This is a genomic window from Chitinophaga sp. (assembly GCF_039596455.1).
Taxonomy (GTDB): domain Bacteria; phylum Bacteroidota; class Bacteroidia; order Chitinophagales; family Chitinophagaceae; genus Chitinophaga.
On record NZ_JBCNJR010000002.1, the window covers coordinates 246475 to 258582 of the forward strand.

The window sequence follows — 12108 nt, forward strand, 5'->3', positions numbered from 1 at the left end:
TCATTAAATTTAGCCCCCGATATTAATTCGAGTGAAAATTATAAACTAATATCAAGAAATGCAACCAACATTACTGATCCTTGCGGCTGGAATGGCCAGCCGGTACGGAAGTCTGAAACAGATCCAGCAGTTTGGCCCCAGCGGAGAAACGATTATCGATTATTCTATCTATGATGCTATCCGTGCGGGTTTCGGAAAAATTGTGTTTATCATAAGAGACAATTTCGCGGAAGAGTTCAAAGAGATATTTGAGCCCAAGCTCAAAGGCAAGGTAGAAACCGCCTATGTGTTCCAGAACATGGACGCGTTCGTGAACGGCCATGCCGTACCGGCAGACCGCACCAAACCCTGGGGTACCGCTCACGCCGTGCTCTGCGCAAAAGATGCTATCAACGAGCCTTTTGCCGTGATCAACGCGGACGATTTTTATGGCCGTGACGCATTTGAGAAAATGGCCGCTTTCCTGAAAGGCGAGTGTAAAGAAGACAAGTACAGCGTGGTAGGCTACGAGCTGGGCAAAACCATCAGCGAGCACGGTTCCGTCAGCCGCGGCGTATGTGAAGTGAACGGCAACGGCAACCTGGCCGGCATCACCGAAAGAACAAAGATCTATCTGGATAACGGCAAAATAGTGTACGAAGAAGGAGAGAAGAAAGTGGAGCTGGGCCCGAAAACCCCGGTATCTATGAACTTCTGGGGCTTTGCGCCCTCCGTGTTCCCGATCAGTGAGAAGATGTTCGACAAATTCCTCACAGACAATATCTCCAACCCGAAGTCGGAATTTTTCATCCCGATAGTGGTAGACCAGTTTATTGCAGGCGGTATGGGAGAAGTGAAGGTGATACCCACCAGCTCACAATGGTTCGGCGTAACCTACAAGGAAGATGCGCCGGGCGTACAGGCCAGCCTTTCCGCCCTGGTAAAGAACGGCGAATACCCTGATAATCTCTGGAAGTAATGGTGAACGAAAGCATTGTCCGCGCTTTTGGATTGGAACCCGGTGCTTTTGAGGTGAAGAAGTTTGGCAGCGGCCACATCAACAATACCTTTCTGCTGAGCGGGGAAAAAGGGCAATACATCCTGCAGAAGATCAATACCTATGTGTTCAGGGAACCTGAGGTGATAGCCCGCAACCAGCGGCTGGCGGCAGATTACCTGGCCACCCGCCACCCGGGGTACCTCTTCATCAACCCCATTCCAACGGTGAACGGGGAAGAGCTGTACGTACACGAAGGTGAATACTGGCGGATGATCCCTTTCATACCTGACTCCACTTCGGTAGACCAGGCAGATACGCCGAAGCAGGCCTATGAGGCGGCGCGGCAATTTGGTAAAATGGCACGCCTGCTGCATGGCATTGACCTGCATGGGTTCAGGGCCACCATTCCCAACTTTCATAATCTCACCCTGCGTTACTCCGCCTTCCAGGAAGCCATCAGGCAAGCCAAGGAAGACCGGAAGCAGTTTGCCGAAGAGCTGATAGAACGGTTCCTGCGGCATTCAGACATCGCCGTTACCTTCGAAACGCTGAAAACCAACCCTGCCTTCAGTGACCGCCTGATGCATCACGATACCAAGATCAATAACGTGCTGCTGAACAAGCACACCTTTGAAGGTATTTGCGTGTGTGACCTGGATACGCTGATGCCGGGGAAGATCATTTCCGACCTGGGAGACATGGTGCGCACCTACGTGAGCCCTGTATCTGAAGAGGAGCGTGATTTCAGCCGCATTGAAGTACGTGACGAGTATTTTGAGGCGCTGATGAAAGGTTATCTTTCCGAAGTAGGCAGCACCCTTTCCGATGCAGAGCGGGCGCATCTCTTCTACGCCGGCAAGTTCATGATCTACATGCAGGGCATCCGGTTTTTGACGGATTATCTGAACGGGGATGTTTATTACCCCATCAAATACCCGGAACACAACTACAACCGCGCCATGAACCAGCTCACGCTGCTGGAACGGCTGATAGAGAAGGAAGATAAGCTGCAGCAGGTGATAGACGCCTGTTTGAAGAACTGATTTGCACAAGTTCAAGATACATGTACAAAAAGGGGGGTGCCGGCCGGCATCCCCCTTTTTGCGTGCCGGGAATGCCGGGTTCCCCCGGCCTTTACCCTGTTCTGACCCTGCTTACACCCTGTTTACAGCGCATAAACAGGGTGTAAGCAGGGTCAGAACAGGGTGAGAACAGGGTCAGAACAGGGTGTAAGCAGGGTGTGCCCAGGGCAGGGACCTTTCGCCCCCGCCATCGACCCTGTTAGACAGTATCCCCGGCAACTACTGTTTTTATGGATTTCATTTAAAGAATGTCATTCTTTTTTCGATATTTTCAAAAATTTTGCGCTGCTTTAATTTTTCTCAAAATATTACCGCCTGTATTGTTTTTTATTTTAATCACCAATACATTTGTAGTGATAAACAAATCAACTGTACCTCCATGTGGGTAAACAAAGACAATAACAAGATCAGTCACATCGTGCCGCAGCTCAACTGGGCTATTACGCTCGTCGTGATCGTCGTTGTCATTATTACCCGCCAGCCGATTGGAGGATAGAAAAGCGCGTGTATAGTAACAACTGAAAATAAAACGCCTTCCTCCACAGGGAAGGCTTTTTTTATGTGCAAATTCCAAATATATGTATAGCTATTACAACGAAAACACGATTCTTTACTTTGACGGGGCTTATCAGAAAGCCACGGAAGCCAAAATTGACCTCTACGGTCAGTCGCTCCACTATGGTTACGCAGTTTTTGAAGGGATCCGCGCCTATAAAACGGCCAGCGGTGAAGTGAAGATCTTCAAGCCGAAAGAGCATTTTGACCGTTTCAAGCGCTCCTGCGAATTAATACACATACCTTATAAATATAACAACGACGAGCTGATTGCCGCCTGCTACAAGGTACTGGAACTGAACAACATGGAAGAGGCTTACATCCGCCCGCTGATCTTTTGCCCTCCCAACATGACCCTCAAGGCCGCCCATGATACCCACGTCCTGATCTGCGCCTGGGAATGGGGTGCTTACCTCGGTGAAAAGCTGCTGCGTGTAATGGTATCTTCTTACCAGCGCCCGAACCCGAAAGCCTTCAAGATCGAGTCCAAAACGGCCGGCCTGTACGTGAACTCCATCCTCGCTTCCCAGGAAGCCAAGGAAAAAGGGTATGACGAAGCCCTGCTGCTGGATATCAACGGTTTTGTAGCAGAAGGCCCCGGTTCCAACCTCTTTTACGAAAAAGACGGCAAGATCTATACGCCGGCCCCCGGTAACATTCTGCCCGGTATTACCCGCGCTACGGTAATTGAGATCTGCGGAGAGCTGGGCATCCCCCTGATCGAAAAACAAATTACCGTGGAAGAGCTGAAACAGGCAGAATGCGTGTTCTACTGCGGTACCGCCGCTGAAATAGTCGGATGGGACTCGCTGGACGGTCAGGGCTTCTCCAAACCCTGGGCATCGTCTCTCGGCAAGGTCATTCAGCAGGCCTACAAAGCGAAAGTGCTGGAAAAAGAATTCAAACGCGAAGCCATTCCGGCCTAGTGTAAGCAAATAGCTGGGTGGCGGGCCGGGCTATCAGCGGGGCCGCCACCCTTTTTTTTACCTTTGAATGGCGTAACCGCTTTCCCCCCTAATCCCCACTCATAGCGGATTTTGGCTGCAAAGCCCACCTTTTGAAGACCGGGAACCGGCAGATTATAGGTTTGAATATGAAAACACCCGGCAATAACTTGTACAATAATTGGAAATTAAGCTAATCAGCACCCGGAACTAACTGATTGAATTATATGGAATTAAACAAATACAGCAAAACGATCACGCAAGATCCCACGCAGCCCGCCGCCCAGGCCCAGCTGTACGGGATAGGGTTAACGGAAGAAGATCTGAAAAAGGCACAGGTAGGCATTGTGAGCATGGGGTATGACGGTAATACCTGTAACATGCATCTCAATGATCTTGCAAAGGAAGTTAAAACAGGCGTATGGGCCAACGATCTGGTAGGCCTCATGTTCCATACCATTGGCGTGAGCGATGGTATCAGCAACGGTACGGAAGGCATGCGGTATTCTCTCGTGAGCCGCGATCTGATTGCCGATTCCATTGAGACCGTTTGCGGCGCACAGTATTACGATGCGCTCATCACCGTTCCGGGTTGCGACAAGAACATGCCCGGCTCCCTGATGGCCATGGGCCGGCTGAACCGCCCCTCCATCATGGTATATGGCGGCAGCATTGCGCCGGGCAAATACAAAGGACAAGACCTCAATATTATTTCCGCTTTTGAAGCGCTGGGCCAGAAAATAGCCGGCAACCTCAGTGAGGCAGACTTCAAGGGCATTGTGCAGAACTCCTGCCCCGGCGCCGGCGCCTGCGGCGGTATGTATACCGCCAACACCATGAGCTCCGGCATAGAGGCCCTGGGTATGAGCCTGCCATACAGCTCTTCCAACCCTGCGCTGAGCAAGGAGAAAAAGGAAGAGTGCCTGGCTGCGGGCAAAGCCATCCGCCTGCTGCTGGAAAAAGACATCAAGCCGAAAGACATCATGACCTTCAAGGCGTTTGAGAACGCCATTACCGTTGTGATGGCCCTGGGCGGCAGCACCAACGCCGTACTGCACTTCACGGCCATTGCCAAAGCAGTGGGCGTGCCGTTCACCATGGCAGACTTCCAGCGCATCAGCGATAAAACGCCGCTGATTGCAGACCTGAAGCCAAGCGGCAAATACCTGATGGAAGACCTCCACCATATTGGCGGCGTTCCCCTGGTGATGAAATACCTGCTGAAAAAGGGTATGCTGCATGGAGATTGCCTCACCGTAACCGGCAAAACCCTGGCAGAAAACCTCGCCAACGTACCTGACATCGACTTTACCACTCAAAACATCATATTCCCCCTGGAGCAGCCGCTCAAAGCCACCGGCCATATACAAATACTGTACGGCAACCTGGCAGAGCAGGGTTCCGTGGCCAAGATCACGGGCAAGGAAGGAGAGAAGTTCACCGGCCCCGCCCGCGTGTTTGACGGCGAATTTGAACTGATTGCCGGCATACAGTCCGGCCGCGTGAAAGCAGGAGACGTGGTGGTGATCCGCTACGTAGGCCCCAAAGGCGGCCCCGGCATGCCCGAAATGCTGAAACCCACCTCCGCTATCATGGGCGTAGGGCTGGGCAAAAGCGTAGCGCTCATTACAGACGGGCGTTTTTCCGGCGGCACCCACGGTTTTGTGGTGGGCCACATTACGCCGGAAGCCTATGAAGGCGGCACTATTGCGCTGGTGAAAGACAATGACGAGATCGAGATAGATGCCGTGAACAACATCATCAGGGTGAATGTAAGCGAGGATGAACTGAAAGCCCGCAAAGCTGCCTGGAAGCAGCCGGCTTTGAAGGCTGAGAAAGGAATATTATTCAAATACGCAAAACAAGTAAAAAATGCAACAGAAGGATGTGTTACCGATGAGGACTGAGTCTGACAAGCGGGCCACAGCACCCGCTACGGAGATCATTACCGGCGCGGAAGCCGTGATCCGGTCACTGATTGCAGAAGGCGTGGATACCATTTTCGGTTATCCCGGCGGCGCCATTATGCCCATTTATGATGCCCTGTACGATTTTCAGGATAAAGTCCATCATATATTGGTCCGTCACGAGCAGGGTGCCACGCACGCTGCTCAGGGCTACGCACGTGCAAACGGGCGGGTAGGCGTAGTGTTTGCCACCTCGGGCCCCGGCGCCACCAACCTGGTGACCGGCCTCGCCGATGCGCATATGGACTCTACTCCGATGGTCTGCATCACAGGCCAGGTAGCAGCATCCCTGCTGGGCACCGATGCCTTCCAGGAAACGGACGTGATAGGCATCACCATGCCCATCACCAAATGGAACATACAGGTAACCCGGCCGGAAGATATCCCCGGCGCCATTGCCAAAGCGTTTTATATTGCCCGCAGCGGCCGCCCCGGCCCTGTACTGGTAGATATTACCAAAAACGCGCAGGTGACCAAGCTGGACTTCCAGTATAAGGCCTGCGAATACATCCGCAGCTACCACCCGCACCCGGCGCTCAATGCCGATGCCGTGAAAGCCGCGGCGGAACTGATCAACAACGCCAAAAAACCGTACATCCTCTGCGGCCACGGCGTATTGCTGGCCGGCGCGGAAAAAGAGCTGATCGCCCTGGCGGAAAAGGCAGACATTGCCATTGCCTCCACGCTGCTGGGCCTCTCCGCAGTGCCGGTAGATCATCCTAACTACGTGGGCTATACCGGCATGCATGGTAACTACGGCCCCAACATCAACACCAATGAATGCGATGTGCTCATTGCCGTGGGTATGCGCTTTGACGACCGTATTACCGGAGACGTAAGCGTGTTTGCCCGCCAGGCGAAAGTGATCCACATCGAGATAGATAAAGCGGAGATCAACAAGATCATCCCGGCAGACGTGGCTGTTCATGCCGATGCAAAAGAGGCCCTGACCGCGCTGCTGCCCCTGGTGAACAAAGCCAGCCATCCCGAATGGCTGCAGCAGTTCAAGGACGCAGACCGCAAGGAAGATGAAAAGGTGAGGAACCGGGAGCTGTACCCCACTGAAGGCCAGCTGAAAATGGCCGAAGTGGTCCGTGTGATCTCCGAGCAGACCGGCGGCAAAGCCATCCTGGTAACAGACGTAGGCCAGCACCAGATGATCGCTTCCCGCTACTATCGCTTCCAGGACCCTAACACCAACATTACCAGCGGTGGCATGGGTACCATGGGCTTCTCCCTGCCGGCAGCCATGGGCGCCAAGGTGGGAGCACCTGAAAAAGAAGTGGTAGCCATCATTGGGGACGGTTGCTTCCAGATGACCCTGCAGGAGCTGGGCACCATCTACCAGTCTGAAATAGGCGTGAAGATCGTGATCCTCAACAACAACTTCCTGGGCATGGTACGCCAGTGGCAGCAATTGTTCTTTGACAAGCGCTATTCTTCCACGGAAATGATCAACCCTGACTTTGTTCAGATAGCCAAAGGGTTTTTCATACCCGGCCGCAAGATCACGGAACGTGCCGAACTGGAAGGCGCCGTAAGGGAAATGCTGGACACCAAGGGGGCCTACCTGCTGGAATGCGTGGTAGAGCAGGAAGACAACGTATTCCCCATGGTACCGGCCGGTGCGCCCATTTCAAGCATCCGCCTCGAGTAGCAGTTCTTTATCATTAATCGAATTAACGTCATGCAAAAAGAATATACCGTAACGGTGTACACGGAAGACAGGATCGGGATCACCAACCGCATTTCCGTGATCTTCACCCGCCGGGGCATCAATATCACCAGCTTAACCACTGCTGAAACCGAGATACCCGGTGTATACAAGTTCATCATCACCGTATTGTCCGAAAGGGAGCGGCTGGAGAAAGTGGTGGGCCAGATAGAAAAGCTCATCGAAATTCACCGCGCGTTCGTACATGATGAGGACGAAGTGGTGTACCAGGAACTGGCGCTGTACAAGATCTCTACCAAGAGCCTGCACACTGGTGACATTGAGAAGATCATCCGGGACAATAACGCCCGCATCCTCACCATTACGCCAGATTATTTTGTGATCGAAAAAACGGGCCACCAGCAGGAGCTGATTGCCATGCTCCAGAAGCTGGAACCGTATGGCCTTATAGAATATTCCAAAAGCGGTCGCGTAGCGATTGTGAAATGGAGCCGCCGCTTCCACGAACATCTGAAAGACCTTTCGCTCATTGAAGCGGATAATCTGAAAGACTGATCCGGCGCATACATTTAAAACCTAGACTTTTAACAACTTTTAAACAAACACTATCAAAACATGGCAACCATCAATTTTGGCGGAGTACTGGAAGAAGTAGTAACCAGAGAAGAATTCCCCATGGAAAAAGCAAGAGAAGTTCTGAAGAACGAAACTATTGCTATCATTGGTTATGGCGTTCAAGGTCCCGGCCAGGCGCTGAATCTGAAGGATAACGGCTTTAACGTGATCATCGGTCAGCGGAAAAATTCCAAAACCTGGGATAAAGCTGTAGCAGACGGCTGGGTTCCCGGTGAAACACTGTTCGAGATCGAAGAAGCGGCACAGAAAGGCACCATCATCCAGTACCTGCTCTCCGATGCTGGCCAGATTGCCCTGTGGCCCACGCTGAAGCCTTACCTGACCAAAGGCAAGGCCCTGTATTTCTCTCATGGTTTTGGTATCACTTATAAAGAACAGACCAATATTATACCGCCCGCAGACGTAGACGTGATCCTCGTAGCTCCCAAAGGCTCCGGCACTTCCCTCCGCAGGCTGTTCCTGGCGGGCCAGGGGCTGAACTCCAGCTACGCCATCTTCCAGGACGCCACCGGCCGTGCAAAAGAAAGAGTAGTAGCGCTGGGTATCGGCGTTGGCTCCGGTTACCTGTTCGAAACAGACTTCAAAAAAGAAGTGTTCTCTGACCTCACCGGCGAACGTGGTTCCCTGATGGGCGCCATCCAGGGCATCTTTGCCGCCCAGTACCAAACCCTGCGCAACAACGGCCACTCACCCTCCGAAGCTTTCAACGAAACTGTTGAAGAGCTGACCCAATCCCTGATGCCGCTGGTAGCAGAGAACGGTATGGACTGGATGTATGCCAACTGCTCTACCACTGCACAACGTGGTGCGCTTGACTGGTGGAAAAAATTCAAAGACGCTACCCAGCCTGTATTTGACGAGCTGTATGCCAGCGTTGCCGCCGGTAAGGAAGCTGCCCGTTCTATCAACCTGAACAGCCAGGCAGACTACCGCGAAAAACTGAACGCTGAGCTGGAAGAGCTGCGTAACAGCGAAATGTGGCAGGCAGGCGCCGCCGTTAGAAAGCTGCGCCCCGGTAAATAACCAGTTTTTAAAGTAATAAAAAGAGGGAAATGATGAACAGGAACAGATTGAACGGTGTTGGATGCGGGGGAATGTGTTACATTCCATGAGGGTTCCTGATAGTCATTTCCCTTTTTATTTTACTTTTTAACCGGTTACAACAATGTCTGAAGTTTTGAATACAATAGATACCCGGCGGATACGCGAAGCGGCTGAAAAGCTACAGCCCGTGGTGGTACGCACCCCGCTGATGTACAATGCCAACCTCTCCCGCCGCTATAACTGCGATGTTTACCTGAAAAGAGAAGATATGCAGGTGGTGCGCTCCTACAAACTGCGCGGCGCCTACAATATGATGAGCAGCCTGGACGCCGGGCAGCTTTCCAGAGGGCTTACCTGCGCCAGTGCGGGTAACCATGCCCAGGGCTTTGCCTACTCCTGCAAAAAGCTCAATGCAAAAGGCGTGGTGTTCATGCCTATTATCACTCCCAAACAAAAGGTGAACCAGGTAAAAATGTTCGGCGGGGACGCTATAGAGATCAGGCTGGTGGGCGATACGTTTGACGATTGCTCCGCCGAAGCCCAGGCTTATACCCGGGAACATAACATGACCTTCATTCCACCCTTTGATGATGCGCGCATTATTGAAGGGCAGGGCACGGTAGGCGTGGAAATACTGGAAGAGCTGACGGAAGTGGATTACCTGTTTATGCCAGTGGGCGGCGGCGGCCTGGCCTCAGGGGTGGGCGCTTACTTCCGCACTTACAGCCCTGGTACTGTTATAGTAGGCATTGAGCCGGAAGGTGCGCCCTCCATGCAGCAGGCGCTGGCCAAGGGCGGCCCGGTTACCCTGCAGGAAATTGACCGTTTTGTAGACGGGGCGGCGGTGAAGCGGGTAGGAGACCTGACCTACGCTATCTGCAAGGATGTGTTGGATAAAATGAGCCTGGTGCCGGAAGGCCGGATATGCTCCACCATCCTGAAGTTGTATAATGAAGACGCCATTGTGGTGGAACCCGCCGGCGCATTGTCTATTGCGGCTTTGGAAGACTATAAGGAACAGATCAAAGGCAAGCGGGTGGTGTGCGTAGTAAGCGGCAGCAATAACGATATTGACCGTATGCAGGAGATCAAGGAACGTTCCCTGCTGTACGAAGGCCTGAAACATTATTTTATTGTGCGTTTTGCTCAACGGCCGGGCGCCCTTCGTGACTTTGTGAACCACGTGCTGGGCCCGGGTGATGATATTACCCGCTTCGAGTTCATCCAGAAGCACAACAAGGAAACAGGCCCTGCCCTGGTGGGTATTGAGCTGAAAAACAGGGAAGATTATGATGTGCTGATTGCCAACATGGGCAAATTCAACGTGCACTACACGGAGCTGAATAAGGATGACAACCTGTTTGGATACCTGGTGTAGTATTGGTCCAACCTATAGTAATGTTCAAAGCCGCTGTCGTAAAGACGGGGCTTTTTTGTTTTTGGGGGATATTTTGCCTGGTGGGCTTTACTGGCATGCTGCACCAGTTGGGCTGGTACAGGTGGCATGAACAATTCTCTGCGCCAGCCGCCTTATACTATACTTCCACCAGCCGCCGCTCCGCCCGGGCTGCCTGCGCTTTCCTGGGCTTCGGCGGCTGCCAGCGTTTCAGCTTCAGCTTGTCAATTTTAGGTTTGGCTTCCTGCAGGTCATAGGCGGTCTGCAGGCGCTGCCAGATTTCTGCGGTACCACCGAATACGGCTGCAATGCGCAGGCTCATTTCTACTGAAACGGCAGCCTTGCCGTTAAGAACATTGGACAGTGCAGGCCGGGTTACCTTGAGCAGCCTGGCGGCTTCGGTAACGGTGAGGCCAAGCGAGGTAATGACTTCGTCCTTCAACATAAGGCCGGGGTGCAAAAAACGCATTTTACGTTCCATAGTAATTGTTTTATTATTACTCTTTATCATCTTCCTACATTTATCTGATAAGATAAACGTCAAAGAAGTTTCGGGTGAAGACCTGAAAAATTATCGGATCCGTATAGTGTAAAGTTACACATTACACCTAAACCTCCCAAATTTTTCCTAAATTGCCTTCATGCTCAGCTACTGGGAAAAACAAAGTTTGCTCCATTATGACTGCATCCTGCTGGGAAGCGGGATAGTGGGCCTTTCTGCCGCCATCAGCATCAAAGAGCGGTTTCCCCGCAAGCGCATCCTGGTGCTGGAACGCGGCCTGCTGCCGGCAGGCGCTTCCACCCGTAACGCAGGTTTCGCCTGCATCGGCAGTCTTACCGAAATCCTGGACGACCTCCGGCATATGTCGCAGCAGGATGTGGTGAACCTGGTGCAGATGCGCAAAAAAGGCCTCCAGCTGCTGCGCTCCCGCATCGGTGACGACCGTATGCAGTACCGGGAAAATGGCAGCTACGAGCTGATCAGTGAGGCGGAAATATCCGCCCTGCAGCAGATGGACGCCGTGAACGCCCTGCTGTTCGACATACTGCCCGGCCCCGCCTTCTCCATGGCGGATGACAAGATAGCCGCATTCGGCTTCTCACCTTCCCGTGTACGCCACCTGGTCAAAAATAATTTCGAAGGAGAGCTGCATACCGGCATGATGATGCGTACCCTCATAGACCTGGCTTTTGAGCGGGGTATAGAGATCAAGACCGGCTGCGAAGTGACCTCCTTTGAGGAAGACGCCACGCAGGTGCATGTAACCGTCAACAATTCACTGGTTTTCAGCGCAGGGCAGCTGGCCATCTGTACCAATGCCTTCACCACAGATTTCTTGCCGGAGATCGACATTGCCCCCGGCCGCGGGCAGGTGCTGGTAACGGCGCCCATCAAAGGGCTGCCCTTCAAAGGTATTTTTCATTTCGACGAAGGATATTACTATTTTAGGGAACTGAACGGCCGCGTGCTCTTCGGCGGCGGCCGCAACCTGGATTTCAGCGGAGAGGCCACCACAGACATGAGCACCAGCACGCGTATTCAGCAGCACCTGGAAGAAAAGCTCCGCACCATCATCCTACCCCATCATCCGTTTGTTATTGAAGACCGCTGGGCGGGCATTATGGCCTTCGGCCACAACAAGCAGCCCATTGTGCAGGCTTATTCAAAACGCATCTACCTGGCCGTACGCATGGGCGGAATGGGCATTGCCATCGGATCTGAAGCAGGGCGCCTGCTGGCTGCGCTGATGCATGAATAAAGAATAATAGCATTTGCTGGTATGGAATTAACAGCTGCTTGTATCCCAGGCAGCCAATGTTTATATTTAG

Annotated in this window: 11 protein-coding genes; 9 read left to right on the forward strand and 2 right to left on the reverse strand. The window is 52.7% G+C overall.

The features are described 5' to 3' along the window. Window positions 1-58 precede the first annotated feature (58 nt). Together ABDW36_RS10720 and ABDW36_RS10725 are read left to right on the forward strand one after the other, a co-directional pair. Window positions 59-958 carry a sugar phosphate nucleotidyltransferase gene (locus ABDW36_RS10720; protein WP_343701893.1) on the forward strand — a complete coding sequence of 300 codons (900 nt, stop codon included), beginning with the start codon at window positions 59-61 and terminating at the stop codon, window positions 956-958. After that, window positions 958-2022, forward strand: coding sequence for an aminoglycoside phosphotransferase family protein (locus ABDW36_RS10725; RefSeq protein ID WP_343701894.1), 1065 nt, complete (start codon window positions 958-960; stop codon window positions 2020-2022). The genes ABDW36_RS10720 and ABDW36_RS10725 overlap by 1 nt, the downstream gene beginning before the upstream one ends. A 310-nt stretch (window positions 2023-2332) precedes the next feature. On the opposite strand, the gene ABDW36_RS10730 is transcribed toward ABDW36_RS10725, so the two are convergent. Beyond that, window positions 2333-2635: a hypothetical protein gene (locus ABDW36_RS10730; RefSeq protein ID WP_343701895.1), complete on the reverse strand. Its 303-nt coding sequence runs from the start codon at window positions 2633-2635 to the stop codon at window positions 2333-2335. A gap of 4 nt (window positions 2636-2639) precedes the next feature. Between ABDW36_RS10730 and ABDW36_RS10735 the strand changes: the two genes are divergently transcribed. From ABDW36_RS10735 to ilvA, 6 genes are all read left to right on the forward strand, one after another. Then, window positions 2640-3542, forward strand: coding sequence for a branched-chain amino acid transaminase (locus tag ABDW36_RS10735; RefSeq protein WP_343701896.1), 903 nt, complete (start codon window positions 2640-2642; stop codon window positions 3540-3542). Between the two features lie 245 nt (window positions 3543-3787). Continuing rightward, window positions 3788-5467, forward strand: coding sequence for a dihydroxy-acid dehydratase (gene ilvD / locus ABDW36_RS10740; protein WP_343701897.1), 1680 nt, complete (start codon window positions 3788-3790; stop codon window positions 5465-5467). Next, the gene (gene ilvB / locus ABDW36_RS10745) at window positions 5433-7184 is read left to right on the forward strand and encodes a biosynthetic-type acetolactate synthase large subunit (RefSeq protein WP_343701898.1); all 1752 of its coding nucleotides are present in this window, start codon (window positions 5433-5435) and stop codon (window positions 7182-7184) included. Before ilvD ends, ilvB begins: the two co-directional genes overlap by 35 nt. A 30-nt stretch (window positions 7185-7214) precedes the next feature. After that, window positions 7215-7757 carry an acetolactate synthase small subunit gene (gene ilvN, locus ABDW36_RS10750; RefSeq protein WP_123848426.1) on the forward strand — a complete coding sequence of 181 codons (543 nt, stop codon included), beginning with the start codon at window positions 7215-7217 and terminating at the stop codon, window positions 7755-7757. Window positions 7758-7817: 60 nt separating this feature from the next. Beyond that, a complete protein-coding gene (gene ilvC / locus ABDW36_RS10755; protein WP_343701899.1) occupies window positions 7818-8861 on the forward strand; it encodes a ketol-acid reductoisomerase in 1044 nt (347 codons plus the stop codon). Window positions 8862-9003: 142 nt separating this feature from the next. Further along, entirely contained in the window at window positions 9004-10260 is a 1257-nt protein-coding gene (gene ilvA, locus ABDW36_RS10760; protein WP_343701900.1) for a threonine ammonia-lyase IlvA, read from the forward strand. A 157-nt stretch (window positions 10261-10417) separates the two neighbouring features. On the opposite strand, the gene ABDW36_RS10765 is transcribed toward ilvA, so the two are convergent. After that, window positions 10418-10759, reverse strand: coding sequence for a HigA family addiction module antitoxin (locus ABDW36_RS10765; RefSeq protein WP_343701901.1), 342 nt, complete (start codon window positions 10757-10759; stop codon window positions 10418-10420). Window positions 10760-10919: 160 nt separating this feature from the next. Between ABDW36_RS10765 and ABDW36_RS10770 the strand changes: the two genes are divergently transcribed. Beyond that, complete coding sequence (locus ABDW36_RS10770; RefSeq protein ID WP_343701902.1) at window positions 10920-12038, forward strand: FAD-dependent oxidoreductase; 1119 nt, start codon at window positions 10920-10922, stop codon at window positions 12036-12038. Window positions 12039-12108: the final 70 nt, after the last annotated feature.

What these genes read in the sequence shown, in the direction of transcription:
- ABDW36_RS10720 (WP_343701893.1), top strand. Translation starts at nt 59, where the DNA reads ATGCAACCAACATTACTGATCCTTGCGGCTGGAATGGCCAGCCGGTAC.
- ABDW36_RS10725 (WP_343701894.1), top strand. Translation starts at nt 958, where the DNA reads ATGGTGAACGAAAGCATTGTCCGCGCTTTTGGATTGGAACCCGGTGCT.
- ilvD (WP_343701897.1), top strand. Translation starts at nt 3,788, where the DNA reads ATGGAATTAAACAAATACAGCAAAACGATCACGCAAGATCCCACGCAG.
- ABDW36_RS10735 (WP_343701896.1), top strand. Translation starts at nt 2,640, where the DNA reads ATGTATAGCTATTACAACGAAAACACGATTCTTTACTTTGACGGGGCT.
- ABDW36_RS10765 (WP_343701901.1), bottom strand. Translation starts at nt 10,759, where the DNA reads ATGGAACGTAAAATGCGTTTTTTGCACCCCGGCCTTATGTTGAAGGAC.
- ilvN (WP_123848426.1), top strand. Translation starts at nt 7,215, where the DNA reads ATGCAAAAAGAATATACCGTAACGGTGTACACGGAAGACAGGATCGGG.
- ABDW36_RS10770 (WP_343701902.1), top strand. Translation starts at nt 10,920, where the DNA reads ATGCTCAGCTACTGGGAAAAACAAAGTTTGCTCCATTATGACTGCATC.
- ilvC (WP_343701899.1), top strand. Translation starts at nt 7,818, where the DNA reads ATGGCAACCATCAATTTTGGCGGAGTACTGGAAGAAGTAGTAACCAGA.
- ilvB (WP_343701898.1), top strand. Translation starts at nt 5,433, where the DNA reads ATGCAACAGAAGGATGTGTTACCGATGAGGACTGAGTCTGACAAGCGG.
- ilvA (WP_343701900.1), top strand. Translation starts at nt 9,004, where the DNA reads ATGTCTGAAGTTTTGAATACAATAGATACCCGGCGGATACGCGAAGCG.